Consider the following 25,868-nt stretch of genomic DNA (forward strand, 5'->3'; position numbering starts at 1 on the left):
ATAACACTCCACACGAGGCAGTATCGTTACCTCCTATTATCAAGCATTTATTTTACCCATCTTGATAAATTTATCGCAGCATTTACATCCCTATCGTGATAGCTATTGCATGAAACACAACACCACTCACGTATTTTTAAACTCCACTGTCCTTCTGGTTGAACTGAATGGTCGTATTTTACGCCGCAACATGAACAAATCTTGCTTGAAGCGAACCATTTATCAGCTTTTACATACGCAATGCCATACTTCTCGCACTTGTATGATAAACATTGAAAGAAGAAGTTTAATTTTTGAAATGAAAATGATTTCGATAGTTTTTTGTTTTTTAACAGGTTTGAGATAGATAAGTCTTCCACAACAATCCTCATTGGTTTGGTTTTCACCAATTTAGCTGTTGCTTGATGGATATGGTTAGTTCGGATATTCGTAATTTTCCTAGATAATCGCAGGTGCTCAGCTTTCGCTTTTTCATATCCGGCAGATTGAATTTTTGCACCTTTTTTAAATCTCCTAGACATATCTCTTTGTGCTGACTTTTTCCTTTTCAAAAGTTTTTTAACCTTGGCATCTTTGTTTATATTTCGTTCTTTCATACCATTAGAAGCTACAAAAAGCTCTTTTAAACCAACATCCACACCAATCGACTCATTCGTTAGTTCTTGTAATTCAAAGTCTTCTTGGAACCCCACACTAATCCACCAGTGACGACCATCAAATGTAACTCTTGGATTGGATGGTTTTTTATTCCTTGGTAGTTGTTGGCTTGTTTTCACTTCTCCAATAGACTGAATATGAACTACTTTCTTTCCTATAACCAGTCTTTCATAATTGGCATAAAATCCTTGGATTAAATCTTTTTTGGATTTATAAGAAGTGTGATAACCATTTTTGTACTTTTTGAACGAATGTTTTCTCGCCGTATCAAAATCTTTTGAAGCCTGTTTGGGCACTTGTGCATTAATGTCTTTTAACCACTCATATCTCTTTTGCTTCTTGATATTTGTAAATCGTTTCTGTAAAGCTAACTGTGAAACAGATTTTCCAAATAGCTTATAGTATCTATCACTCATTCTTTTACAATAGTTATAAGCGAATCTTGCAGCTCCAGCATGGTTTCTAAGCACTTTTTCTTGTTCAGGCGTTGGAATTAGTCTGACTTTCTTCGCCAATATCATCAGAATGTAACTCCTTTAATGAAAGATTTGTTCTTCTGAATCGTAGCGTGTTCCACCAGCATTCTCGTAAGACTACTCGGATGCAAACCTGTTAATTCTGATACTTGACTAACTCGTGAAAATTTCATTATTATTCTCACCTCATCGAACCAAACATAGCACGTACGTTCGATAAAATCAATAAAGTTTGATAGATTCAATAAAATTTATCTTGTTCAACTAAGGGCGCAATTCCTTAGCCAGTTCTCTTATGAACTTCTCATGTTTTCACATGAGCGCAGACTATATGTTTATCTACTTAGAGATAGAGGATTTTTCCACCACCATAGGCTTGTGATGTACTCTCGTCAGTTATACGAGATAGTCGTTGAACGTTCATCTTATCGCTTTTGACTTAGATGATTCGAGGCGGAAGACCCATTGTTCTAGTGTTTAGGATTTAACCTTGCACGATCTGATTGATTTTTTCTGCTTTCGCGACATTCACGCTCACTATTTCTAGCCACGTTGTAGTTCAATCAGCTTTAGGGATTGCCCGCAGTTAACCCTCACTACTAGCCAATCACTTGACTAGCAGGGCTTACTGATATATTTAATTAACTTTCGTTATAATTGGTTAAATAAATCGTAACAGTTAGTTACCCTTTCGTTTTCTCAGCAGATTGCACAACATCAACTGCCGCTTTCACATCCGCTAAGTCATACGTAGAATGTACCGTCATAAAACGTAATTGCTTATTTTCTACTAAACGAATTAAGTGATGAAACGTTTCTTGCCATTTATATGGTGACACCTCTTTATTCCAATGTCGTAAATGAAATATGTTCGCGTGTACTTTGGCTTTCGTGACAATTTCTGCCCAGTTCACTTGTATTCCTGATAGAAGACCGATCGTTAAAAAGTGCCCGTTTGGACGTAAGGAGAAAGCTAATTCATTTCCAGCCGGCCCCCCGATAGAATCAATCGCAGCATCTGCACCTCTGCCGTTTGTTAATGTCATAACTGTTTCATAAAGCGAAGCAGTGGAAGTATCAATTATATATGCAGCACCAAGGCGTAGTAATTCTTCTGTATGCTTATTATTTCTTGTAACAGCAATGAATTGGAAGTTTAAAATTTGTGATAACTGCGCAAATAGATGTCCAATAGCGGATCCACAAGCATTCACTAATAAAACGTCATTACTCTGTAAGTTTAACGTTTCTGTACAAGTAACCCACGCCGTAAGAGGGTTAATATACATTTGTGCCGCTGTAAAATCATCGATGGAATCAGGGATAGGGACTACAAAATCAGCTGACGTCTTCACATACTCCTGCCAAGTACCTTCTCCGCGTAACGGTAAAACACGTTTACCGATAAGGTCTCTCGTAACGCCCGCACCTACATCTTCTACAATACCAACACCTTCATAACCAGGTATGTTAGGTAAAGGAATTCTATGAGCGTACGCTCCCGTTATTGGAATTAAGTCAGATGGATTAATCGGTCTAACTAGCATACGAACGAAAACTTCATTATCTTTCAGTGGTTCTATATTTTTATATTCAACTTGTAATACGTCTTTTGGATTGCCAAACTTATGAAATTGAATGCATGTTCCAAGCAAAGTAATTTGCCCCCTTAGTTTGATTGGGTTTATTATAGCATTTTTGGTTTAGGTGGTTATTTTGTTAGTGATAAATAGGTTTTTTAATTTGCGTATTTATCAGAATTTTATAAAATGTGTATATAACTATAAAATGGGGGGATTTCTTCATGTGTACTAGTTTGACGTTACAAACAAAAAATTTCCAGCATCTTTTTGCGAGAACAATGGATTTCACATTAGATATGAATCAGGAAGTAATAATCATTCCTCGGCGTTATCAGTGGAAAAATATAACTGGTGAAACGATCCGAGCGAAAAAGGCTGTTGTCGGAATGGGAATTAGTCATGAAGGAAGGGTCATTATGGCGGACGGAGTAAATGAAGCTGGTATGACATGTGCCACTCTCTATTTCCCGGGATTCGCTACTTATAGTAACAGCATAGATGACCATAAAACGAATTTAGCACCATTTGATTTTGTGGCTTGGAGCTTGACGCAGTTTAATTCTGTTGAAGAGTTAAAAAAATCTGTTGATAACATTTCCCTTATAGATGTACCATTACCAGTTTTAGGGATTACTCCGCCACTACATTGGATTTTAGCAGATAAATGGGGAGAGTGTATTGTACTTGAGCCGACAACTGATGGAATAAAAATGTATGACAATCCAATAGGAGTGATGACTAATAGCCCGGAGTTTAATTGGCATTTACAAAATTTAAGACAATATATTGGACTTAAATCGCAGCCATTTGCGCCAACTGAGTGGGGAGACGTACCATTAAGTGCTTTTGGCCAAGGTTCCGGATCGATGGGACTTCCTGGAGATTTCACCCCGCCATCAAGATTCGTGCGGGCAGCATATGGCAAACAAAACATTCAAGGTATAGAGAACGAAGAAGAGGGGATATCGGCTATTTTTCATATCTTATCAAATTGTGAGGTTCCTAAGGGGGCAGTAATAACAGAAGACGGTATATTAGATAATACTATCTATACAAGTGCAATGTGTATGGAGTCTGGAACATATTATTACCATACTTACGATTGTAGACAAATTATAGCCATTCATTTATTCAATGAAAATTTAGATACAGTTGAGATTAAAACGTATCCGTTCCAGCGGAAGCAAAAAATCTTTTATGAAAACTGATAAAAACACCTCCATTGAATTTGCATACTTAGTATGCGAATTCGGGAGGTGTTTTTCTATTAAGCCGAAGCCTTCTTCATTCTCTCAAGTAAACTAGATAACACATGCGTACGATACGATTCTAGTTTTTTACCTTCATAAGTACGGATACCTAATTTTTTAAGTTCTTTTACATACCAACCTTTGCTTCCGAAATACATGTGATCGCTCCCCTTCAACTTTGTTTTTATTTGTTCTGATTGCATATGGAGGTACAGGTAATATAATGAAGGAAATGAATTTCGCGCGAAAATGGTTAACTTTGTTGCAAAAGACATATATACTAAAGATAGTATACAACGAGGTGGACAAGACGTGATTATAGAGAAGCACGAAATTCAAATTGACCAAATTACTAGCGGTAAAGTGAATATCTTTACTTTCTATAGAAATAGAAAGCAAATTGATGATCATTTTTTACGATTGCAAGAACCATCGCTTACAGCAAACTACTTCTTCCATTTTCATTTTGATGCAGAGAGCTTGCATCTACTGCAGGAAGAGTTTCCAGGCGTATATCCGTACGACGGTAGTGAAACGATTCACGACTGGACGGAAAAGATGAAAGCTGAATTGCAACATCAGATCCAAACAGGTAAATGGAATAAAAGCGTACGTATTGGTAATCGCATTCTAGATGTGGTGTTTACGTGGTGTGACGAAGATATAGTAGAGTGAAAAAGAAGCGGATGACGCTTCTTTTTTTTAGCGCTGGAATAAAACGAGCTTACCTGCAGTAGATGTACAGCGATGTGTTTTTTCATACAATCCTTTTTCTTGTAAAATAGATTCACCTTTTGCTTTTGCTTCTTTTTCAGTTACCGCCTCGAATGATTCGTCTAATGCTTTTGAACCATCTTTTTCAAAGACTGTTAGAACGTATACTCCCATGAAAATTCCCTCCAATAATTAAAATCAGAATCTTATAATTATTTTGACATAAAACGCTACAATATGCAAAGAAATATATGACATTGCGTGGTAAAATAGAATGAAACTTTAATCATCGAGAATATTTTCATTCTCGATGATGATTAGTTTTCAGCGATGTTAATTTTAATAAAATGAAACTTTTGAAAGATAGAAAGGATCGTTATTTGTGAAACAAGTAAAGTTTATACATGCGGCTGATTTGCATTTGGATAGTCCGTTTAAAGGAATGGAGATGAATGTTGCGCAGTCTGTTTGGGAGAGAATGAAGCAAAGTACGTTTGAATCATTTGAGCGTATTGTTGATAAAGCGATTCAAGAGCGCGTTGATTTCGTATTACTAGCTGGGGATTTGTATGATGCGGAGACGAGAAGTTTGAGGGCGCAAGTGTTTGTGCGTGAGCAAATGAAGAGACTTTCGCAGTACGATATCCCTGTTTTTATTATTCACGGTAACCATGATCATTTAGGAGGAAGCTGGGCAGCGATTGAGTTTCCGGAAAATGTTCATGTGTTTACGGAGCCTTACGTAGAAGAGAAATCATTTTATAAAAATGGTGAGCTATTAGCTTCTATTTATGGGTTTAGTTATTTGCAGCAAGCGGTAACGGATAATATGACAGCGCAGTATACGAAAATGAGTGATGCGCCTTTTCATATTGGCATGCTTCACGGAAGTGTGGAAGGAGATGCAGAGCATAATCGCTATGCACCGTTTCAAATTCGTGAGTTGAAAGAAAAACAGTTTGATTATTGGGCTCTTGGCCATATACATAAACGTGAAATTTTATCAGAAGAGCCATACATTATTTATCCAGGGAACATACAAGGTCGTCATCGTAAGGAAACAGGTGAGAAGGGTGCGTACCTTATTGAACTTACGAAACAAGGAACGCACTGTTCATTTTTCCATACGGCAGATGTTGTATGGGATGAGATCGAGGTTTGTATTGATGGACTTGAAACTGTTGATGAACTTATGACGAGCATGTCAACTGCGATGAATGATTGCCGAAGAGAAGAGGAAGGGACGCTTTTAACTGTCGTATTCATAGGGCAGGGCCCACTTTCTCCTTATTTGCGTGACGAAAAGCGTGTGGAAGAGATTTTTCACATTTTAGCATCTGGCGAAGAGCGAAAAGATTTCGTATATGTGATGAAGTGGAAAAATGAGACGGTTTCTTTTGCGGAAATCGAGCGTTTGAAAGAAGAAAATCATTTCGTCGGTAGTGTGCTAAAAGAGTTAGAAGCTTTCACCAATATGGACGGCGTGTTGCGCACCATTTGGACGTCTCCTGTAGCGCGTAATAGTATTGAATCTTTTACAGAAGAAGAGAAGAAAGAGATTCAAAAGGAAGCAGAAAATATTATTTTAGAGCAATTATTCCAGCAAGAGAGGGATAAAAAATGAGAATTGAAAAACTCCATATTTATGGGTACGGAAAATTAGAAAATGTGGAAATGGATCTTTCCTTACTGACGGTGTTATACGGTGAAAATGAAGCGGGGAAATCGACAATTCGCTCGTTTATGAAAAGTATTTTGTTCGGTTTTCCGACGAGAGGACAGCGCCGTTATGAGCCGAAAGAAGGTGGGAAGTATGGCGGAGCGATGACTGTACAAACAGAGAAGTACGGTCGTTTGAAAATTGAACGATTGCCAAAGATGGCATCTGGCGAGGTGACCGTTTATTTTGAAGACGGGAAAACGGGCGGCGAGGAAATTTTAAACGATATATTAAGCGGGATGAATGAAAGTTTATTTGAATCGATCTTTTCATTTGATATGCATGGTCTTCAAAATATTCATCAGCTCGGCGAAGCGGATATTGGCAATTATTTATTTTCGGCAAGTGCAGTCGGAAGCGATGCGCTATTACAGTTAGATAAAAAGCTAGAAAAAGAAATGGATCAACGCTTTAAACCGAGTGGGCGTAAACCGGAAATTAACGTGTCACTGCAAGAGATGAAGAAACTTGAAGAGAAGATGAAAGAGTGGCAAGGGAAAATTGGCACGTATGAAAAACAAGTCGAGCAATTAAAAGAAAGTGAAGAGAAACTTGCTTCTGTTCGTATGGAGAAAGAGAGTGCAGAAAAACGAAAGCAAGATTATGAAATATTAGCAGCGCTTGAGCCCCTCGTTATTGAAAAGCGTGCGCATGAGAAAGTGTTAGAAAATGAGAGCGGGCAGTTTCCTGTAAACGGAATGGCGCGCTATGAAGCGATTAAGGCGAAGATGGAGCCGCTTCAGTTACAAGTTGATTCGCTCCATAAGAAAATCGAGACAGTGCAATCGGAAATTGCCTCGATTCAAATAGATGAAGAGTTTTTACAAAAAGAAAGTTATGTAGAAGAACTTCGTATGCAACATATGTCTTACGAAAATGCACGCCAAGAAATGCGTGATATGACAGGAAGTATTGCGAATATAAAAAAAGAAATTGCAGAACTAGAACAGCAAATTGGTGCTACTTTTGAAAAGGAAGCGGTTCTTGCGTTTGACATGAGTTTGGCAACGAAAGAATTAATTACGCAAACCGTACAAAAAGCGCGTGAATTAGAAACGCAAAAAGCACAGCTTGATGATCGTTTTAAAGTAGCGCAAGAGCAATTAGAAGAACAAGAAGAAAATATAAGACAGATTCAGAAACAAATGTTAGTTGATGAAGAGCGAGATACGTTAGTTGAGAAAGAGAAATCGTTCCAAGATGCGGCGTTTATCGGTATGGGCGCAGAGAGAATGAAGCGCAAGTATGAGGAAAAAGCAGGAGCAGCTATGCAAAAGAAAAAGCAGTGGCAAAGAGTTTGTCTTCTGTTACTTCTTATTAACACGCTTGTTTTATTCACGAGTTTATTTATTGATAACCGCCCGCTCTTATTTATTAGTGTTATTGTTTTTGTAGGGATTGTTCTTGCCCTTGTTTTATATAAAGATCCGTCAAGTGGATTACAAGAAGAGCTTCTTACTCTTCAGCAAAGTGCTGGCGGGAGACAAAGTGAAGAAGCGCTGTCTGTGCGCTATCAGTTAGAAAAAGATGAAGAGATTCGGAAGCTATTTGAGCGTGAGTCTTATAAATTGCAGCAAATGGAGCGAGCTTATGATAAAGTCGTTTCATCGTATGAGGAATGGGAGAGAGAAACGTTCCAGGCGGGAGAACAAGTAGATGCATATAAAACGCGCTATATGTTCCCAGAATTTTATACGTATGCACACATATTGCCAGCGTTTGAGCGTATTGAAAAAATGCAGCAATTATATCGGGAGTTAGAAAAAGAAGGCACGCGAAAATCTTCATTATATGAAATGATTTCGCATTTTGAACAGAAACTAGAAGCTGTTATCGGTAGTGCGGAGTATAGTAAGCTACACGGGGCACAAAGTCGTATGCAAAATGAGAAAGAGAAGCGCCAAACTTGTAAGCAGTTAAAAGAAAAACTGGCGGAATGGCAAGAAGAATATGAGTTTATGCAAGAACAATTGAAACAACTGTTAGTAGAACGAAATGCATTATGGAATATTGCAGAGACTACAGATGAAGAGATGTTTTTAGAAGCGGGTAAACTGGCGGAAAAACGTGAAGATGCTGAGAAACAAGTAGTGCGTTTATTACCGCAAATTGATCTGTTAGAACAGCGTTTAAAGAGTTTATCATTAGCTGAACATTACGAAGCTGACGGTTATGAAGAGAAATTAAAGAGAGAAATTACAGTCGTACAAAACTGTCTGGCGCAAGAGAAAGAATTGACAGAGCGCATCGCGAAACATCGTATGGAAATTGCGAATTTAGAAGAAGGTAGTACGTACGGCGATTTAATGCATGAGTGGGAAATGAAAAAAGCGCAAGTACGTGAACAAGTGAAGAAGTGGGCTGCTTATGCGGCCGCAAAGACAGTATTAACGAAAACGAAGCAATATTATCATGAAGTGCATCTGCCTCGTATTTTACAAAAATCAGAAGAGTATTTCGTCTATTTAACGGGCGGACGCTATAGTAAAATCTTTTCACCGTCAGAGGCGGAGCCGTTCGTTGTTGAACGTAACGACGGTATACGTTTTTACAGTCATGAACTAAGCCAAGCGACAGCGGAGCAGTTATATTTATCGCTGAGATTTGCACTTGCGAAAACATTTGAACATGATTACCCATTTATTATTGATGATAGTTTCGTGCACTTTGATGCGGTAAGGACGGATCGAACGATTGAACTAATAAAGGAAATCGCAAAAGATAGACAAGTCATCTTCTTTACATGTCATGCGCATTTACTCGCGTATTTTACAGAAAAACAGATTATAAAATTAACACATAAGCGTAAAGAAAATGAGTTGTAATATGCTATACTAAAAGTAACTGATTTGGTGGAGGAATTCGAATGAAAAAGAAAATTGCAGAATATGAAGTTGGTGAACAAGTCGATGTTTTCTTGTTAATTAAAACAGCGACAAAAGGTCTAGCAAGTAATGGAAAGCCATTTTTAACAGTAATCTTACAAGATCCAAGTGGAGATATTGAAGCGAAGCTATGGGACGTATCACCAGAAGTTGAGAAACAATATGTAGCAGAAACAATCGTTAAAGTAGCTGGTGATATTTTAAACTACAAAGGACGTATTCAATTACGTGTGAAACAAATCCGTGTTGCGAATGAAAATGAAGTAACAGATATCTCGGATTTCGTAGAAAAAGCACCAGTGAAAAAAGAAGATATGGTTGAGAAAATTACGCAATACATATTTGAAATGAGAAACCCGAACATTCAGCGTCTAACAAGACATTTATTAAATAAGCATCAAAATGAATTTTTAGAATATCCAGCAGCGACAAAGAATCATCATGAGTTCGTATCTGGACTAGCTTATCACGTTGTATCAATGCTAGATTTAGCGAAAGCTATTTCAAATCTATACCCATCATTAGATAAAGACTTACTATATGCAGGCGTTATTTTACATGACCTTGGTAAAGTAATTGAACTATCTGGTCCAATTTCTACAACGTATACGTTAGAAGGAAATTTACTAGGCCACATTTCTATCATGGTGAACGAAATTGGTAAAGCAGCAGATGAGCTGAACATCGATGCAGAAGAAGTATTAATTCTTCAACACATCGTCCTTTCTCACCACGGAAAAGCAGAATGGGGTAGCCCAAAACCACCGTTAGTAAAAGAAGCAGAAATTCTGCACTACATCGACAACTTAGATGCAAAAATGAACATGATGGACCGCGCATTAGGACGCACAAAACCAGGCGAATACACAGAGCGTGTCTTCGCACTTGATAATCGTTCGTTCTATAAACCGACGTTCCATAATTAAAAGTGTGAATAAAGTGGCCTCATTAAGTTCTAAAAGCTTAGTGAGGCTGTTTTCTTTATTAAAAATTAAATGAAATAGTTAAGAAGTACGCATGGGATTAACGAAGAACGATTAAAACATATCTCACCACTAGAATGGGAGCATATCAACTTTAATATGGCAGATACTTAGAATCGCTTCAGCCTGTATAACAGGCCTAAAAATAAGAGTTGAAACTTGTTTAGCATCTATTTTTGTTAAAAGGTGGGAGAATTGTGCTATGATGTGGGCAAATATAAAACTATCTAAAGGAGGGATTTACATGCCGCATATTGTGTTTCGTGGAATTACTACTGAACAATTAAAACACATAAGCAAGCCATTAGTAGAAGAGCTCGCAGAGATTTGTGAGTGTGGTACGGATAATTTTACGTTGGAACTACCAAGTTCTACGTTTATATTCAATGGAGAAGAAATAGAAGCGTTTCCTCTTATTGAAGTGAAATGGTTCGAGCGTGGACAGGAAATTCGTGATCGATTTGCCAAGGCCATTACTACATATGTAATGGATTTTGGACTTCCAGAAGTAGAGGTTGTATTTACGGTTTTCACAGAATCAGCGTATTATATTAACGGGAAGCATTGTGCAAGTTAGAGATATTATAAATGTTTTTGTAACATTTATCCCGCATTAACGGGCAGTAAGACCCCCACCTCAAAATTCAGCGGAAGCAAAGAAGTTAGGTGGGGGATCAACTGTCCGTAAAAGCCCGATTGGTTCAACTAATAATCAGTGGGGGATGAACAAAACCCCCACTGATTAAAGTTTCACTTTATAAGGGATAGAACCACATCGCTATCAAGCTAACTAGACAAAATATCCTCTAAAAAGAGAAAGGCGTTATTCTTTCTGAGAAATCATAGGAAAGGATAACGCCTTTATATCAATTTTAATATAATCGATTCACTTCTTTATAAAAAGTTTGGTTATTTTATTGAAGCTTATTCCACAAACACACCCGTTTGTTCACTTTTTTACTGTTTGAAAGCCATACTTTTTATATTGATTCATTTATTGGAAAAACAGAAAGTTTTAAACTCTCTCTATTACATATTTATTTTTGGAAAAATAGCCTAACTCCAAATACTAATAATACTGTGCCAGTAATACCCTCTATTGTACGGTTCACCTTTTCTTTTCTTAAAAAAGTTCTTAATTGACGTATTAGAGAGATATAAAGTAAATACCATATTGCTGTCAAAGTCGTAAATGTGAATCCCAACAAAAGAAATTGGAAGAAATGACTTTGATTACTCACAATAAATTGGGGTAGAAAACTAAGGAAAAATACAGCCGTTTTTGGGTTTAAGATTGCCGTGGTAAATCCTTGTCTAAAACTTTTAACCGTTCCAATATCCTTAGAGTTTATTTCCACTGAACCTGACATATCTTCTTTTTTAGAAAAGGCACTTTTAATTGACTTTACAGCTAAATAAATTAAATAAAATGCCCCAGCATATTTTATTAATGTAAATAGCATAGCAAATTTCATTAAGATAGCAGAGAGTCCTAGTGTAGCCATTATTGTATGAATCATCATTCCAGATACCGTTCCTAAGACGGTCTTTATCCCACCATTTCTACCATGAGAGATAGTGTTTTTTGTAACTAAAGCAAAACCGGGACCAGGCATCATTATAATAAGGAGTGCTGTAAGGATAAATAGCATATAATTTTCCATGTTCTGGTATTTCCTTTCTGATTTTTAGTTTCGCTTATAGTATAGCTTTTTTCCTTAAAACATTAAATATAAAAAGTGTGATCAGGATAGTATCATAAACTTTCAAGGAGTTGTAATTGAATTATAGAGGGCTTCACTTGAATAATGTTCTTCTGTAAATGAGCGTTTTAATAGAATGTCAATTACGTAAATAATCAGATTTTACACCCTATATGTTATTTAACAAAAAAATCTCGAATTCGAGATTTTTCTCTTGCTTTTCAATCACTTGAGGTGTAAAGTGATAGTAACGAAAGCGATTGAGTCATATGAAAAACATACACTCAGTTGTTTTCGATTAAAAAACAAAGTAACTTATACAGTAAAAACTAAGATGAATTTACAAAAACATAATTAAGAATAAATTGAAAAGCTAAAAACCATATTAGTTGTGGGAAATATTATTTTTTTAGTTATCACTTGACTAGTAAAACGAAACGGAGGAATAACCAATGTATAAAATTAAAGGGCATCATCACATTTCAATGGTTACGAAAAATGCAAATGAAAATAATCACTTTTATAAAAACGTGCTTGGCTTACGTCGTGTGAAAATGACAGTAAATCAAGATGATCCGTCAATGTACCACTTATTTTATGGAGATAAAACAGGAAGTCCAGGTACGGAATTATCATTTTTTGAAATTCCATTAGTAGGAAGAACATATCGCGGTACGAATGCGATTACTCGAATTGGATTACTCGTTCCTTCAGAGGAAAGCTTACATTACTGGAAAGAACGATTTGAGAATTTTGATGTGAAACATAGTGAAATGACAACATATGCAAATCGTCCTGCTTTACAATTTGAGGATGCTGAAGGTCTTCGCTTAGTACTACTCGTTTCAAACGGAGAAAAAGTAGAGCACTGGGAAACTTGGGAGAAATCAGAAGTTCCTGCAAAGCATCAAATTCAAGGAATGGGTTCTGTGGAAATGACAGTTCGTAGACTTGATAAAATGTCGAGTACACTTACAGAGATGTTCGGTTATACAGCGGTTAGCCGTAGCGAAGAGGAAGCAATTTTTCAATCCATTAAAGGAGAGGCTTTTGGAGAAATCGTTGTGAAATATTTAGATGGTCCTACTGAAAAACCGGGCCGCGGTAGCATTCACCATTTAGCAATTCGCGTGAAAAACGATGCAGAGCTTGCTTATTGGGAAGAACAGGTGAAACAAAGAGGCTTCCATTCTTCAGGAATCATCGACCGTTTCTACTTTAAAAGCTTATATTTCCGTGAATCAAACGGAATCCTTTTTGAAATTGCGACAGATGGACCAGGATTTACAGTTGATGGAGATGTGGAACATTTAGGAGAAAAACTTGATTTACCACCGTTCTTAGAAGATCAGCGTGCAGAGATTGAAGCGAATTTAGCACCTATTGAAGAGAAAATATAAAATTTAAAACCATTGGAGGAATATAAAATGAACCAATTAAAAGGAATTCACCACGTTACAGCGATTACAAGTAGTGCAGAAAAAAACTATGAGTTTTTCACTCACGTTTTAGGAATGCGTTTAGTTAAAAAAACAGTAAACCAAGATGACATTCAAACGTATCATTTATTCTTTGCAGATGATAAAGGGAGTGCAGGAACAGATATGACATTCTTTGACTTCCCAGGTGTTCCGAAAGGAGTACACGGTACAAATGAAATTTCAAAAACTTCATTCCGTGTTCCGACTGATGCAGCATTAGAGTATTGGGTGAAACGCTTTGACCGTCTTGAAGTAGAACATACAGGAATTAAAGAGCAATTTGGTAAGAAAACTCTTTCTTTCGTTGACTTTGATGACCAACAATATCAATTAATCTCAGATGAACTTGATAAAGGAATCGAATCAGGTACACCGTGGCAAAACGGGCCAGTACCATTAGAATATGCAATCACTGGTTTAGGACCTGTATTTATCCGTATTGCAAACTTTAGCTTCTTCAAAGAAGTGTTAGAAAAAGTTCTATTATTTAAAGAGGTTGCGCAAGAAGGGGAATTCTATTTATTTGAAGTGAACAAAGGCGGAAACGGTGCATCTGTTATTGTAGAACATAATACAGTTCTTCCTGAAGCACAACAAGGTTTTGGTACAGTGCACCATGCGGCATTCCGCGTAGAAGATCGCGCTGTATTAGAAGAATGGATTGAGAGAATCAGTAGCGTAGGACTTCCTTCATCTGGATATGTAAACCGTCACTTCTTCGAATCATTATATGCAAGAGTTGCACCACAAATTTTATTTGAATTTGCAACAGATGGCCCAGGGTTTATGGGAGATGAGCCATACGAAACGCTTGGCGAAAAATTATCTTTACCTCCATTCCTAGAGCCAAAACGTGAAGAAATTGAAAAATTAGTTCGTCCAATTGATACAGTGAGAAGTACGAAGGAATTTATTAAAGAGTAAAAATAGAGATAATAAGTAGGAGAGCAAGTAGTTTTAGCGGAGTGCTGGAACTGCTTGCTTTTTATTTGTCCTGTTAAATTTTCTGACAATTGTTTCTCAAGTTATTAAAAAGGAAAAGTTTGGTATAATCAATTAAAATATTTAATTTTCTGATAATTATTTTTCAATACATAGAAAAGGAGTGGTAATATACAATTTTGATAATTGTATAAAAATCCTAATTTTGTAATTTTGGAGAAAAGGGGATGCGAGTGTATGGGAGCAGATGTAGTAACGCGGGAGCAAATGAAACATTCTTTAGATGATTGGTATCGTGTAATGTTGCAGCAAAATATAGAGAAAGCTACGGAAATGAAAGAGGAGATTGAAAGTAAGATTAGTGGTTTGGACGTGGATCAGGATGTATTGCTTTATCATGCGTTGTTGAATTTTAGATATGATGCATTAGTTGATTGGATTTCAGTTAGAGAAGATAGTTTTGATAAAGTGGAATCTTTCGAAATTCCAACAGAAGGTGTTCTAGCTTATTACTATCACTTTTTTAAAGGGTTTCATTGCACATTAATTTCAAATTATAACGAAGCGAAAGAACAGTATGAGCACGCTGAGAAGTTATTGAAATATATTGCAGATCCGATAGAACATGCGGAGTTTAATTATCGGATGGGGAATTTCTATTATCAAAAATATGACCAAGTTCATGCAATAGATTACTTGAATAGGGCAAAAACAGCATTTTTACAATATCCAGGCTATGAAATAAAAGTAGGATTATGTGAAAATGCTTTTGGACTATGTTGTGTAGACATAGATCACTATGAATTAGCGGAAGAGAACTTTAATTCTGCTATGGAAGTATTGCAAAAAGCAGATCAAAAAAAATATATGCTAATGGTTCGGCATAATTTAGCTTGGCTTTATGCTAGTCAAAATCTTTCAGAATTAGCGATTCGTCATATATCTGAGGTGACCAAAAATTACCCAGAACACTTTAAAGCCTTGTTTGTAGAAGCACATGAACATTACAAATTAGGACAATATAATTTAGCGAATCCAATTGTTGAAAAAGGTTTAAATATTTGTGTTGATTTAGGAGAAAAAGAATTTCAACATCGGTTTAAAATTTTGAAAGAACTCAATGGAAAATCTTCAGTATCAATTATTGAAGATGTAATTTTAGAAGGACTTTCTTATTTTGAGAGAGAAAGATTATGGGATTGTATTCAAGAATACACTGAAATTTTAGCACTGAAATTTTATGAATTTGATGATCATGTTAAGGCAAGTAAATATTTTTATATGAATAATAAGGCTCAAAAAAATATATTGGAAAAGGGAGCGTTAAAATAATGAAGAAATTTCGTTTGGCTATTGTTGGGACTGCATTAGTAGGGGTATTATCAATTGGGTTCAATAGTTCTTTTACAAATCAAGCTGTAAATATAGGAGACACAGGAGGAGCACCAGCAAGACCAGACTACGTTAATATAGGAGACACAGGAGGGGCACCAGCAAGACCAGACTACGTTAACATTGGAGACACAGGAGGAGCACCAGCAGATAATAGAGGCGACGGCGGAGTAAGCCAACTATAATAACAAAGAAAGGGACTTCAACATGAAGTCCCTTTTTCTATTTTCAGGTCATGTAGAGAAAAGAATTGACTTACTTTAAATACGTAACTATAATGGTTACAGAATAACCATTAGTAACAGAAATGAGTTATATTTTTTTAGTATAATTGTAACTGTTTTAGTTACAATTAAAAAGAGAACATAAAATAACTAAAAAATGTAAAAACTTTAAATAACAACAAGAGGAAGGAGACGGGAACTTTGAAACGGTTTAAGTTTTATTTGATTAGCGGTATTGTGCTTGTTTTGCTTATCGTATGTAACTTCGTTGATAAGCCGATTGCGAAGGTTGAAGAAGTGAAAGATACTGTTATGATGAAGCTGAATACGAAAGAGAGTATGGCGCAAATTGATGGGCAGACGATTTATTTTAAGCAAATTGGTGAGGGAAAACCGCCGTTACTCATGTTGCATGGGTTTGGTGGTTCTTCTGATGGGTTTAGTGATATTTATCCGGAACTAGCGCGAGACCATACGATTATTGCGGTTGATATTTTAGGGTTTGGGCGTTCTTCTAAGCCAGTTGATTTTCAGTATTCGTTTCCTGCGCAAGTGAATTTATATTATAAGTTAATGAAGAAGCTCGGATACGATCAGTTTGCGGTGCTTGGCCATTCGATGGGCGGAGAGATGTCCCTCAATTTAGCGTATTTATATCCGGATGCAGTAACGCATCTCATCTTGGCGGATGCTACAGGGATAGAGTCTTTCCAGCAAAAAGAAAGTTATGAAGTACCACCGCTATCGACGGACTTACAAACTGTAACCGAGATTACGAAGTATAATAAAAATGAAGTGAAAAATAGTCGTGATGATAAAGAGCATTATGATCAGCTTACGAAAATGAGAGAGCGCCGCATCGCGATGGAAGCCGATAAGATTAAGGTGCCGACTTTAATTATATGGGGACGACACGATAAGAGCGTTTCTTGGAAAAATGGTGAACTGTATCATGGGCTATTTGCAAATAGTACGTTTCATATTATTGAAAAAGGATACCACGCACCGTTTCGTCAGGAACCAATTGAGTTTATGGAATATGTACAAGCATTTTTCGCGAAGCATCCACAATAAAATTTTAGGTATAAATCCACTTCTTTCCTCATAGAGTGAAACTAATAAGGCTTGTCTAAGGAAAGGAATGAAGTGATTTGGAAACTTTACCATGGTGGGTGTATCTTGTAATTGTCGGGATTGTACTAAGTGGCTACATGGTTTTATATACTTCGAAAAAAGAGCAAGATATGGATAATGAGTTTATTGAAAAAGAAGGCGAAGTATATATGAAGCGTTTAGAAGAAGAGCGTGAGAAACGTAATCAGGAAAGTGATAAAGATTCGGTATTGCTTTAATAGAAATTTTGAAAGGTTACCACCTAGTAGGATTTTACATCTCGGTGGTAGCTTTTTTTCTTCTGCGGGAGCAGTATATGTTCATCAAGCTAAGGTTATATTAGTTTAATTTTACATGTATAAGAGAGTCATCATAAACTTTTATTGATGGTATTTATATATTTTTTTACTCATAAGAATGGAACTAGTGGGGATTTTACTGGGGGGGATTAACAATGCATAGGGATGAAACTTCATTACATCCGGATACAGGTGTTACATCTGTAATGTTTGTTGAGCGTTCATTAAATGAAATTCGTTTTTGGTCTAGAATCATGAAGGAGCATTCTTTTTTTCTTCGTTTAGGATTTAGGTGCGAGGATACTCAACTAATCGAAGAGGCGAATCAATTTTATCGATTGTTTGAACATATTGAACAAATAGCGCATTCCTATACAAATGAAACAGATCCTGAGCAAATAAAAAGATTTAATGCAGAAGTACAACAAGCCGCAACTAATATTTGGGGATTTAAAAGAAAAATTTTAGGATTAATTCTCACATGTAAATTGCCAGGACAAAATAACTTTCCACTTTTAGTTGACCATACAAGTAGGGAAGCTGATTATTTTAGAAAACGTTTAATACAATTAAATGAAGGTAAATTAGATGCGCTTCCTGATGCTATTATTAAAGAAAATGTTTTCTTTTTACGGATTATGGCAGACCATGCTAAATTTATTGGCCATCTTCTTGATCCATCGGAAAGAAAGCTTGTAGATACAGCGCGGAATTTTAGCAATGATTTTGATGAATTGATGTATCAAGCAATTGACTTAGAATCTATGAAACCACAATCCCAAACAGCCCCTCTTTTAGATCAATTTTTAGATCAAAATCGTGTGTCGGTTGCATCTCTTCGGGATTTTAAGAAAACAGCACGTGATTTAATTGAGCAATGTAAAATAAAGAGTATCATTCATCCCTTATTAGCAGACCATGTTTTCCGTGAAGCTGATAGATTTCTTGAAATCATTGATATGTTTGATGTTCATCTTACAAATATTCAATCACAACCTAGATATTAGAAGATAAGGAAAGATAGTATTTTACTTTCGGTTGAGAAGTTAACAATTTATTGTTAGCTTCTTTTCATTGTTGTTAAAATTTTCTTTTCGTTTAGTAAATTTCCTTTTAAAGACTACATAAATCCCTTTGATCGAATATGTGATTATTTGTAAAACAGTACATGTGGAAATATTATAAATATGTAAGAAGTATACGGATGTTAGATTTTAATAAATTATTCGAGGGAAATTTACTAATTAAGTATATTAACTTGTTTGCACTAAATTTTACAGGTTTTTTTAATAGTTTTAATTTAATTTCTTCATTATCTTTCCAGGCGCTGTTCATACTATTATAAGCTGAGAAATGAACAAAACGATAATGATAGGCAGATGATGTAACTGTAACCATCCAAAGCCCTATTCATACACTATGATGGAGGCTTTTTACTTCATAACCGGATGAAAAAGGAGTGTAATCATGAAGAAACGTACTGTTAATGAAGCGGGAGGGAATGTGCCACAACCAATCCGCAGCGACGGAGCAGGTGCGATTGATTCTGGACCTCGTAATGTTATGCGGGATATTCAAAATCCGAATATGCTTGTTCCGCCTATAACGGATGCAGGGTTAGTTCCTAACTTGAAGTTTTCATTCTCGGACACTTCTATGATTTTGAAACAAGGCGGGTGGTCTCGGGAGATTACTGCTCGGGAACTACCGGTTTCGACGACGATTGCGGGAGTAAATATGAGTTTAACGGCCGGTGGAGTACGAGAACTACATTGGCATAAAGAGGCAGAATGGGCGTATATGCTTTTAGGACGGGCGCGCATAACGGCTGTTGATCAAAATGGACGGAATTTTATTGCTGATGTTGGACCAGGTGATCTTTGGTATTTTCCGCCTGGTATTCCGCATTCCATTCAAGGATTGGAACATTGTGAATTTCTACTCGTTTTCGATGATGGGCATTTTTCTGATTTATCTACTTTAGCTATTTCCGATTGGTTTGCGCATACGCCAAAAGAAGTGTTGTCGGCTAATTTCGGAGTGCCTGAGAGTGCTTTTCGTTCTATCCCTTCAGATCAAGTTTATATTTATCAAGGAGAGGTGCCAGGTTCGCTTGAAAGTCAGGAAATTCAATCGCCGAAAGGAGAAGTTCCTTTAACATTTAAACATGAATTGTTAAAACAAAAGCCGATTAAGACGCCTGGTGGTAGCGTTCGAATTGTAGATTCTACAAATTTCCCTATTTCCAAAACAATCGCAGCAGCGCTCGTTGAGGTTGAGCCTGGTGGAATGAGAGAACTTCATTGGCACCCGAATAATGATGAATGGCAATATTATTTGACAGGGGAAGCGAGAATGACTGTGTTTCTTGGAAATGGTACCGCTCGTACATTTGATTATAGAGCTGGCGATGTCGGATATGTACCGTTTGCGACGGGGCATTATATTCAAAATACAGGTACCGAAACATTGTGGTTTTTAGAGATGTTCAGAAGTAATCGTTTTGAAGATGTATCGTTAAATCAATGGATGGCACTGACTCCTAAAGAAATAGTGGAGAGTAATATACATGTTGGCCCGCAAGTAATGGATTCCCTGCGTAAGGAGAAGAGGCCTGTTGTGAAATATCCGGGGTTTTCATATAGTCCGAAAAATGATGAGTAAAAATGAAAATTTGCGTTATTCTTTCTGGAGACTGATAAGAAGGGATGGCGTATTTTTTATGCCTAATCTAGTCTTTATTAGTATCCGTTCTTTGTATTATTGTTCGGGAAATTATTATTGGAGCATAGTATAGGGAAGATACATATAAAATAGCACTATTATAAGCTGTAACGCATAAGTTGCACAGGCGATGCAACGATAACTAGCTTTACTCTTCATCATTTATTTGAACATAATGGGCATAGAGAGGTGATAAACACAGTATGATTTTTAGTGAGCGTTTAAAAGAAGAAAGGGAAAAAAGAAATTGGTCGCAAAATGATTTGGCTGAAAAAATTCATGTAAGTAGGCAATCTGTTTCGAAATGGGAGACGGGAAAGAACTATCCGAGCATTGAAATTATTATTCATTTAAGTGATTTGTTCGATATTACGATTGATGAACTGCTAAGGAGTGATGAAGAATTGACGCAGAAAATAATTAAAGATAGTAAGCAATTGGCGTATCCAAAATGGAAGGTGTTTTTTGATAGTCTATTTATGATAGGAGTATTTTTGTTTATTGCAAAAATCGTTGTATGGATGCTAAATAAGTTTGCTGGAGCAAGTATTGCAATTGTAGCAGATGCGCCATATGTAATGAATCTTTTGCCCCTTGTATTCATGATTATAGGTGGTATAGGTTCTGATAAGTTGAAGAAAATATATAAATAGAGGAAAGATTTGAAAGAAATCCCCTACACTAGCTGTTCTTTTCACTTAAATTGTGTACTATAAAGGATAGGATGACTAAAGAAGGGGATATAGAGAATGGAATTTCATGAACAGAAGATTTTGCCGGCAGTGAGGCAAATTAAAGATTTGGAAAAGCTATTACATAGTTCGTATGAATATATCGTTATTTTAGATATTCATGTCGGCCAATTGAAGAGTGTTATATCACTTGCGAAGCAATATTGTAAAAAGGTGTTTTTACATGTGGATTTAATTCATGGCTTGCAGAGTGATGGGCATGCGACGGAATATTTATGTCAGGAGTTTAGACCGTACGGGTTACTTTCGACAAAGGCGAGCGTTATTATGAAGGCGAAGCAAAAAGGTGTTGTGGCAATACAACGCATCTTTTTAATCGATTCGAGTGCGATGGAGAAGAGCTGCAATCTTTTAGATAAGACGAAACCGGATTATATTGAGGTGCTTCCAGGAGCAATGACGGATATTATCGCTGAAGTGAAAGAGCGTACTGGTGTACCGATTTTAGCAGGTGGTTTTATTCGTACTGTAGAAGATGTGGAAAGAGCTTTAAACGCTGGTGCGACAGCGATTACGACGTCAAAACGCGAACTATGGAAACATTACCAAAAAAAGTGACGAAAATGTGAAAAAATTCTGTTGACACCGCTTTCATAAGAGGTTAACATTATAGACAAGTTAATAAACGTGACGGAGAAAAGAAGAGATCCACATTTCATTGTTTCTATATAAATTTATATAGAAGCGTGCAAAGCTGTGGGTCTTTTTCTTTTGACAAAAACGAATGGCCATTCATTTTACCTCTATCACATTTGGAAGCGTTTAAATTGATTGTGGAGGGATACTATGTCAGCATTTTTAGGAGAGTTAATAGGGACTGCGTTGTTAATCGTACTTGGTGGCGGCGTTTGTGCTGGTGTAAGTTTAAAGAAATCGTTTGCGAAAGATTCAGGTTGGATTGTTATTACAATGGGCTGGGGCTTAGCAGTAGCGGTTGCAGCGTATGCGGTTGGATCAATTAGTGGGGCACATTTGAATCCAGCTTTAACGATAGGACTAGCATTTAAGGGAGCGTTCCCATGGAGTGACGTACCAGGTTATATCGTAGCACAAATGATTGGGGCAATTATCGGGGCAGTTATCGTATATTTACATTACTTACCACACTGGAAAGAAACAGAAGATCCAGGAACAAAGTTAGGTGTATTTGCAACAGGTCCAGCAATTCCGAACACATTTGCAAACCTTTTAAGTGAAATGATTGGAACATTCGTTTTAGTATTTGGTATATTAGCAATTGGTGCAAATAAATTTGCAGATGGATTAAATCCATTTATCGTAGGTTTCTTAATTGTAAGTATTGGTTTATCATTAGGTGGGACAACAGGATACGCAATTAACCCAGCACGTGATTTAGGTCCGCGTATCGCACACTTCTTCCTTCCGATTGCAGGAAAAGGCGGTTCAAACTGGAAGTATGCATGGATTCCAGTAGTAGGTCCAATTTTAGGTGGATCACTTGCAGGTTTATTCCATCAAGTTGTATTTGAAGGAAAGCAAAATTCAGCACTTATTTATGTGATTATCGCAACTGTGATTGTACTAGCAATCTCTTATATGACAAGTAAAAAAAGCGGAAGCAATACAAATAGTAGAAAAGTAGCATAAGGGGGAAACCGATATGAAAAAATATATTCTTTCATTAGACCAAGGAACAACAAGCTCACGCGCAATTCTTTTCAATAAAAAAGGTGAAATTGTTCATTCAGCTCAAAAAGAGTTTACACAACATTTTCCAAAGCCGGGCTGGGTAGAGCATAATGCACAAGAAATTTGGGGATCTATTTTAGCAGTTATCGCAACTTGCTTAAGCGAAGCAGATGTAAAACCAGAACAAATCGCAGGTATCGGTATTACGAACCAACGTGAAACAACGGTTGTCTGGGATAAAACAACTAGTAAACCAATTTACAACGCAATTGTATGGCAATCTCGCCAAACAGCTGAAATTTGTGATGAGTTAAAAGAAAAAGGTTATAGCGAAATGGTTCGCGAAAAAACAGGTCTTTTAATTGATGCATACTTCTCTGGTACGAAAGTAAAATGGATTTTAGATAACGTTGAAGGTGCAAGAGAGAAAGCAGAAAACGGTGATCTATTATTCGGAACAATTGATTCGTGGCTTGTATGGAAACTATCTGGTGGTAAAGCACACGTAACAGATTATTCAAACGCATCACGTACGTTAATGTTTAATATTCACGACTTACAGTGGGATGATGAGCTTCTAGAAATGTTAACAGTACCAAAGAGTATGCTTCCAGAAGTACGTCCATCATCTGAAATTTACGGAGAAACAATTGATTACCACTTCTTCGGCCAAAATGTACCGATTGCAGGTGTAGCTGGTGACCAACAAGCAGCATTATTTGGACAAGCTTGTTTCGGTGAAGGTATGGCGAAAAATACTTACGGAACTGGTTGCTTCATGTTAATGAACACAGGTGAAAAAGCAGTAGCTTCTGAGCACGGTCTATTAACAACAATTGCATGGGGAATAGATGGTAAAGTAAACTACGCATTAGAAGGAAGTATTTTCGTAGCAGGTTCTGCAATTCAGTGGTTACGTGACGGAATGCGCATGTTTAAAGATGCAAGTGAGAGTGAAGTGTATGCGAGTCGCGTTGAATCAACTGATGGTGTATACGTTGTACCAGCATTCGTTGGACTAGGAACACCTTATTGGGATAGTGAAGTACGCGGCGCTATGTTTGGTGTAACACGCGGTACGACGAAAGAGCACTTCATTCGTGCAACGCTAGAATCTTTAGCTTACCAAACGAAAGATGTATTATGCGCAATGGAAGCAGATTCAGGTATTGAACTGAAAACATTACGCGTTGATGGCGGAGCAGTTAAAAATAACTTCTTAATGAAGTTCCAAAGTGATATTTTAGATGTTCCTGTAGAGCGTCCAGTGATTAACGAAACAACGGCTCTAGGTGCAGCATACTTAGCTGGTCTTGCGGTTGGATATTGGAAAAACCAAGATGAAATTAAATCACAGTGGCATATGGACAAACGCTTTGAACCAACGATGGAAGCGGAAACAAGCGAAGAGCTATATGCTGGATGGAAAAAAGCAATTGAAGCAACAAAAGCTTTCAAATAATCATAAACAGTGTTATAATGGTGACAAGTTAATAATTCGGTAGGAGATTTGGAGAGACCACAACGCGCTATAGAGGCGAAATCTATAGCGGAGTTTGTGGTCTCTTTTTTCGTTATCAAAGGGAGGAATTACCATGAAATTTTCAAGTAAACAACGTAAAGACGTATTAAACGGAGTAAATAAACAAGAGTTAGATGTGATCGTAATTGGTGGAGGTATTACTGGTTCTGGTATTGCATTAGATGGAGCAACACGCGGGTTATCAACAATTGTGTTTGAAATGCAGGACTTTGCAGCAGGTACATCAAGTCGTTCAACGAAGCTTGTACACGGTGGTCTACGTTATTTAAAACAACTTGAAGTGAAAATGGTAGCAGAGGTGGGTAAAGAGCGTGCGATCGTATATGAGAACGGTCCCCATGTAACAACACCAGAGTGGATGTTACTTCCGTTCCATACAGGCGGTACGTTCGGATCATTTAGTACATCAATTGGTCTTCGTGTATACGACTTCTTAGCAGGTGTAAAACGAAGCGAGCGCAGAAAGATGTTTAACCGTGAAGAAACGCTAAACAAAGAGCCTCTTGTAAAAAAAGAAGGATTAAAAGGCGGCGGTTACTACGTAGAATATCGTACAGACGATGCGCGTCTTACAATTGAAGTAATGAAAGAAGCAATTGAGCATGGTGCGAAAGCTGTTAACTACGCAAAAGTAGACAGTTTCTTATATAAAGATGGAAAAGTATGCGGTGTACGTGTAATCGATTTACTAGACGGTGAAGTATATGAAGTTTACGGTAAGAAAATTGTAAACGCAGCTGGTCCTTGGGTAGATACACTTCGTGAAAAAGATAACTCGAAAAAAGGAAAAGTACTTCAGTTATCAAAAGGTGTTCACTTAGTAATTGATCAAAAACGTTTCCCACTCGGGCAAGCAATTTACTTCGATACACCAGATAAACGTATGGTGTTCGCGATTCCTCGCGGAGGAAAAACATACGTAGGTACAACAGATACGTTCTATGATAAAGACGCAGCTGTACCACAAATGACAACAGAAGATCGCACATACATCATTAATGCAATTAACTACATGTTCCCAAGCGTGAAAATTACAGAGAAAGACATTGAATCAAGCTGGGCTGGTGTACGTCCGTTAATTTATGAAGAAGGTAAGAATGCATCTGAAATTTCTCGTAAAGATGAAATTTGGACTTCTGAATCTGGTTTAATTACAATCGCAGGTGGTAAATTAACAGGATACCGCAAAATGGCTGAAATGGTAGTAGATTACGTAACGAACTTACTACAAAAAGAAGGTCATAGTGCATATCCGAAGAGTGATACGAAACATATGCCGATCTCTGGTGGACATGTAGATGGTTCACACGGATTCCCGGCATTCGTTGCGAAAAAAGCAGACGAAGGTACGAAATCTGGTTTAACGAAAGCACAAGCAGAAGAATTCGCAAAATTCTATGGTTCTAACGTTGATGTACTATTTGGCTTAGCGAAAAAACATAAAGACGAAGCGAAAGAATACAACATGCCGCTTGACGTTCTAATCCCACTTGTATACGCAATGGATTACGAAATGACAGCAAAACCAGTTGACTTCTTCGTACGCCGCAGAGGCGCTGTATTCTTCAACATCCACTGGGTATATGAGTGGAAAGAAGCAGTAATCAACTACATGGCTGCGAAACTAGGCTGGAGCAAAGAAGAACAAATGAAATATACAGCTGAACTAGAAAAAGCATTAACAGACGCTGTAATTCCTGTAGATCAACAAGAACAGGCAGCTGCGTTAGCATAAAATAGAGAACCACCTGAAGGGGAGCCTTTAGGTGGTTTTTTT

25 protein-coding genes are annotated in these 25,868 nt (G+C 37.1%); 19 read left to right on the top strand and 6 right to left on the bottom strand.

What is annotated here, in order from left to right; translation table 11 throughout:
• Window positions 1-47: 47 nt before the first annotated feature.
• From NZ044_RS05420 to NZ044_RS05430, 3 genes are all read right to left on the bottom strand, one after another.
• A complete protein-coding gene (locus tag NZ044_RS05420; protein ID WP_118961621.1) occupies window positions 48-1,178 on the bottom strand; it encodes an RNA-guided endonuclease InsQ/TnpB family protein in 1,131 nt (376 codons plus the stop codon).
• Window positions 1,178-1,306 carry a hypothetical protein gene (locus NZ044_RS05425; RefSeq protein ID WP_000672787.1) on the bottom strand — a complete coding sequence of 43 codons (129 nt, stop codon included), beginning with the start codon at window positions 1,304-1,306 and terminating at the stop codon, window positions 1,178-1,180. The genes NZ044_RS05420 and NZ044_RS05425 overlap by 1 nt, the downstream gene beginning before the upstream one ends.
• A gap of 510 nt (window positions 1,307-1,816) precedes the next feature.
• Entirely contained in the window at window positions 1,817-2,788 is a 972-nt protein-coding gene (locus NZ044_RS05430; RefSeq protein ID WP_118961622.1) for a zinc-dependent alcohol dehydrogenase family protein, read from the bottom strand.
• Window positions 2,789-2,937: 149 nt separating this feature from the next.
• Here NZ044_RS05430 and NZ044_RS05435 point away from each other — a divergent pair, with 149 nt between their 5' ends.
• The gene (locus NZ044_RS05435; protein ID WP_118961623.1) at window positions 2,938-3,924 is read left to right on the top strand and encodes a choloylglycine hydrolase family protein; all 987 of its coding nucleotides are present in this window, start codon (window positions 2,938-2,940) and stop codon (window positions 3,922-3,924) included.
• Window positions 3,925-3,983: 59 nt separating this feature from the next.
• Here NZ044_RS05435 and NZ044_RS05440 read toward each other — a convergent pair whose 3' ends face one another.
• Complete coding sequence (locus tag NZ044_RS05440; RefSeq protein ID WP_000273536.1) at window positions 3,984-4,124, bottom strand: YflJ family protein; 141 nt, start codon at window positions 4,122-4,124, stop codon at window positions 3,984-3,986.
• Between the two features lie 154 nt (window positions 4,125-4,278).
• Here NZ044_RS05440 and NZ044_RS05445 point away from each other — a divergent pair, with 154 nt between their 5' ends.
• Complete coding sequence (locus NZ044_RS05445) at window positions 4,279-4,641, top strand: hypothetical protein (RefSeq protein ID WP_044783539.1); 363 nt, start codon at window positions 4,279-4,281, stop codon at window positions 4,639-4,641.
• 27 nt (window positions 4,642-4,668) lie between these two features.
• On the opposite strand, the gene NZ044_RS05450 is transcribed toward NZ044_RS05445, so the two are convergent.
• Entirely contained in the window at window positions 4,669-4,854 is a 186-nt protein-coding gene (locus NZ044_RS05450) for a YhzD family protein (protein ID WP_098836798.1), read from the bottom strand.
• Window positions 4,855-5,062: 208 nt separating this feature from the next.
• On the opposite strand from NZ044_RS05450, the gene NZ044_RS05455 reads away from it, so the two are divergent.
• The 4 genes from NZ044_RS05455 to NZ044_RS05470 all read left to right on the top strand — a co-directional run bounded on the left by NZ044_RS05455 (window position 5,063) and on the right by NZ044_RS05470 (window position 10,845).
• Window positions 5,063-6,304: a metallophosphoesterase family protein gene (locus tag NZ044_RS05455; protein ID WP_000815702.1), complete on the top strand. Its 1,242-nt coding sequence runs from the start codon at window positions 5,063-5,065 to the stop codon at window positions 6,302-6,304.
• Window positions 6,301-9,225, top strand: a complete 2,925-nt coding sequence (locus NZ044_RS05460) for an ATP-binding protein (RefSeq protein ID WP_229145138.1) — start codon at window positions 6,301-6,303, stop codon at window positions 9,223-9,225. Before NZ044_RS05455 ends, NZ044_RS05460 begins: the two co-directional genes overlap by 4 nt.
• Window positions 9,226-9,266: 41 nt before the next feature.
• Complete coding sequence (gene yhaM / locus NZ044_RS05465; RefSeq protein ID WP_000726650.1) at window positions 9,267-10,211, top strand: 3'-5' exoribonuclease YhaM; 945 nt, start codon at window positions 9,267-9,269, stop codon at window positions 10,209-10,211.
• Between the two features lie 301 nt (window positions 10,212-10,512).
• Window positions 10,513-10,845 (top strand): DUF1904 family protein, encoded by a 333-nt coding sequence (locus NZ044_RS05470; protein WP_023521344.1) that lies wholly within the window; start codon window positions 10,513-10,515, stop codon window positions 10,843-10,845.
• Between the two features lie 460 nt (window positions 10,846-11,305).
• Here the strand turns inward: NZ044_RS05470 and NZ044_RS05475 are convergent, their stop codons facing one another.
• A complete protein-coding gene (locus tag NZ044_RS05475; protein WP_000433006.1) occupies window positions 11,306-11,932 on the bottom strand; it encodes a LysE family translocator in 627 nt (208 codons plus the stop codon).
• 491 nt (window positions 11,933-12,423) lie between these two features.
• Between NZ044_RS05475 and NZ044_RS05480 the strand changes: the two genes are divergently transcribed.
• The 13 genes from NZ044_RS05480 (at window position 12,424) to glpD (ending at window position 25,826) form a co-directional block, all read left to right on the top strand.
• Window positions 12,424-13,371: a ring-cleaving dioxygenase gene (locus NZ044_RS05480; protein ID WP_118961625.1), complete on the top strand. Its 948-nt coding sequence runs from the start codon at window positions 12,424-12,426 to the stop codon at window positions 13,369-13,371.
• 27 nt (window positions 13,372-13,398) lie between these two features.
• Window positions 13,399-14,376: a ring-cleaving dioxygenase gene (locus tag NZ044_RS05485; protein ID WP_001072581.1), complete on the top strand. Its 978-nt coding sequence runs from the start codon at window positions 13,399-13,401 to the stop codon at window positions 14,374-14,376.
• 255 nt (window positions 14,377-14,631) lie between these two features.
• Window positions 14,632-15,726, top strand: a complete 1,095-nt coding sequence (locus NZ044_RS05490; protein ID WP_118961626.1) for a response regulator aspartate phosphatase — start codon at window positions 14,632-14,634, stop codon at window positions 15,724-15,726.
• On the top strand, window positions 15,726-15,971 hold the full coding sequence (locus NZ044_RS05495; protein WP_000714518.1) for a Phr family secreted Rap phosphatase inhibitor: 246 nt from the start codon (window positions 15,726-15,728) through the stop codon (window positions 15,969-15,971). The genes NZ044_RS05490 and NZ044_RS05495 overlap by 1 nt, the downstream gene beginning before the upstream one ends.
• A gap of 240 nt (window positions 15,972-16,211) precedes the next feature.
• Window positions 16,212-17,084 carry an alpha/beta fold hydrolase gene (locus tag NZ044_RS05500; protein ID WP_000819465.1) on the top strand — a complete coding sequence of 291 codons (873 nt, stop codon included), beginning with the start codon at window positions 16,212-16,214 and terminating at the stop codon, window positions 17,082-17,084.
• A gap of 77 nt (window positions 17,085-17,161) precedes the next feature.
• Window positions 17,162-17,362, top strand: coding sequence for a sporulation YhaL family protein (locus NZ044_RS05505; protein ID WP_000449225.1), 201 nt, complete (start codon window positions 17,162-17,164; stop codon window positions 17,360-17,362).
• A gap of 215 nt (window positions 17,363-17,577) precedes the next feature.
• A complete protein-coding gene (locus tag NZ044_RS05510) occupies window positions 17,578-18,429 on the top strand; it encodes a DUF2935 domain-containing protein (RefSeq protein WP_000554478.1) in 852 nt (283 codons plus the stop codon).
• 460 nt (window positions 18,430-18,889) lie between these two features.
• Complete coding sequence (locus tag NZ044_RS05515; RefSeq protein ID WP_000747514.1) at window positions 18,890-20,086, top strand: oxalate decarboxylase family bicupin; 1,197 nt, start codon at window positions 18,890-18,892, stop codon at window positions 20,084-20,086.
• A 263-nt stretch (window positions 20,087-20,349) separates the two neighbouring features.
• The gene (locus NZ044_RS05520; protein WP_079245152.1) at window positions 20,350-20,799 is read left to right on the top strand and encodes a helix-turn-helix domain-containing protein; all 450 of its coding nucleotides are present in this window, start codon (window positions 20,350-20,352) and stop codon (window positions 20,797-20,799) included.
• A gap of 96 nt (window positions 20,800-20,895) precedes the next feature.
• Window positions 20,896-21,456, top strand: coding sequence for a glycerol uptake operon antiterminator GlpP (gene glpP, locus NZ044_RS05525; RefSeq protein ID WP_000394286.1), 561 nt, complete (start codon window positions 20,896-20,898; stop codon window positions 21,454-21,456).
• 228 nt (window positions 21,457-21,684) lie between these two features.
• Window positions 21,685-22,506, top strand: coding sequence for a glycerol uptake facilitator protein GlpF (gene glpF, locus NZ044_RS05530; protein ID WP_001272200.1), 822 nt, complete (start codon window positions 21,685-21,687; stop codon window positions 22,504-22,506).
• Between the two features lie 13 nt (window positions 22,507-22,519).
• Window positions 22,520-24,010: a glycerol kinase GlpK gene (glpK, locus tag NZ044_RS05535; protein ID WP_000760013.1), complete on the top strand. Its 1,491-nt coding sequence runs from the start codon at window positions 22,520-22,522 to the stop codon at window positions 24,008-24,010.
• Between the two features lie 133 nt (window positions 24,011-24,143).
• Window positions 24,144-25,826, top strand: a complete 1,683-nt coding sequence (gene glpD, locus NZ044_RS05540; RefSeq protein ID WP_000672828.1) for an aerobic glycerol-3-phosphate dehydrogenase — start codon at window positions 24,144-24,146, stop codon at window positions 25,824-25,826.
• Window positions 25,827-25,868 lie beyond the last annotated feature (42 nt).

Origin of the sequence: Bacillus sp. FSL K6-1338 (genome assembly GCF_038006965.1) — a bacterium.
Lineage (GTDB): Bacteria > Bacillota > Bacilli > Bacillales > Bacillaceae_G > Bacillus_A > Bacillus_A thuringiensis_S.

Bases quoted from the DNA above. Each gene is read 5' to 3' on its own strand.
- NZ044_RS05420 (WP_118961621.1), bottom strand. From the start codon at position 1,178: ATGATATTGGCGAAGAAAGTCAGACTAATTCCAACGCCTGAACAAGAA.
- NZ044_RS05425 (WP_000672787.1), bottom strand. From the start codon at position 1,306: ATGAAATTTTCACGAGTTAGTCAAGTATCAGAATTAACAGGTTTGCAT.
- NZ044_RS05435 (WP_118961623.1), top strand. From the start codon at position 2,938: ATGTGTACTAGTTTGACGTTACAAACAAAAAATTTCCAGCATCTTTTT.
- NZ044_RS05440 (WP_000273536.1), bottom strand. From the start codon at position 4,124: ATGTATTTCGGAAGCAAAGGTTGGTATGTAAAAGAACTTAAAAAATTA.
- NZ044_RS05450 (WP_098836798.1), bottom strand. From the start codon at position 4,854: ATGGGAGTATACGTTCTAACAGTCTTTGAAAAAGATGGTTCAAAAGCA.
- NZ044_RS05460 (WP_229145138.1), top strand. From the start codon at position 6,301: ATGAGAATTGAAAAACTCCATATTTATGGGTACGGAAAATTAGAAAAT.
- yhaM (WP_000726650.1), top strand. From the start codon at position 9,267: ATGAAAAAGAAAATTGCAGAATATGAAGTTGGTGAACAAGTCGATGTT.
- NZ044_RS05470 (WP_023521344.1), top strand. From the start codon at position 10,513: ATGCCGCATATTGTGTTTCGTGGAATTACTACTGAACAATTAAAACAC.
- NZ044_RS05475 (WP_000433006.1), bottom strand. From the start codon at position 11,932: ATGGAAAATTATATGCTATTTATCCTTACAGCACTCCTTATTATAATG.
- NZ044_RS05480 (WP_118961625.1), top strand. From the start codon at position 12,424: ATGTATAAAATTAAAGGGCATCATCACATTTCAATGGTTACGAAAAAT.
- NZ044_RS05485 (WP_001072581.1), top strand. From the start codon at position 13,399: ATGAACCAATTAAAAGGAATTCACCACGTTACAGCGATTACAAGTAGT.
- NZ044_RS05490 (WP_118961626.1), top strand. From the start codon at position 14,632: ATGGGAGCAGATGTAGTAACGCGGGAGCAAATGAAACATTCTTTAGAT.
- NZ044_RS05495 (WP_000714518.1), top strand. From the start codon at position 15,726: ATGAAGAAATTTCGTTTGGCTATTGTTGGGACTGCATTAGTAGGGGTA.
- NZ044_RS05510 (WP_000554478.1), top strand. From the start codon at position 17,578: ATGCATAGGGATGAAACTTCATTACATCCGGATACAGGTGTTACATCT.
- NZ044_RS05515 (WP_000747514.1), top strand. From the start codon at position 18,890: ATGAAGAAACGTACTGTTAATGAAGCGGGAGGGAATGTGCCACAACCA.
- NZ044_RS05520 (WP_079245152.1), top strand. From the start codon at position 20,350: ATGATTTTTAGTGAGCGTTTAAAAGAAGAAAGGGAAAAAAGAAATTGG.
- glpP (WP_000394286.1), top strand. From the start codon at position 20,896: ATGGAATTTCATGAACAGAAGATTTTGCCGGCAGTGAGGCAAATTAAA.
- glpF (WP_001272200.1), top strand. From the start codon at position 21,685: ATGTCAGCATTTTTAGGAGAGTTAATAGGGACTGCGTTGTTAATCGTA.
- glpK (WP_000760013.1), top strand. From the start codon at position 22,520: ATGAAAAAATATATTCTTTCATTAGACCAAGGAACAACAAGCTCACGC.
- glpD (WP_000672828.1), top strand. From the start codon at position 24,144: ATGAAATTTTCAAGTAAACAACGTAAAGACGTATTAAACGGAGTAAAT.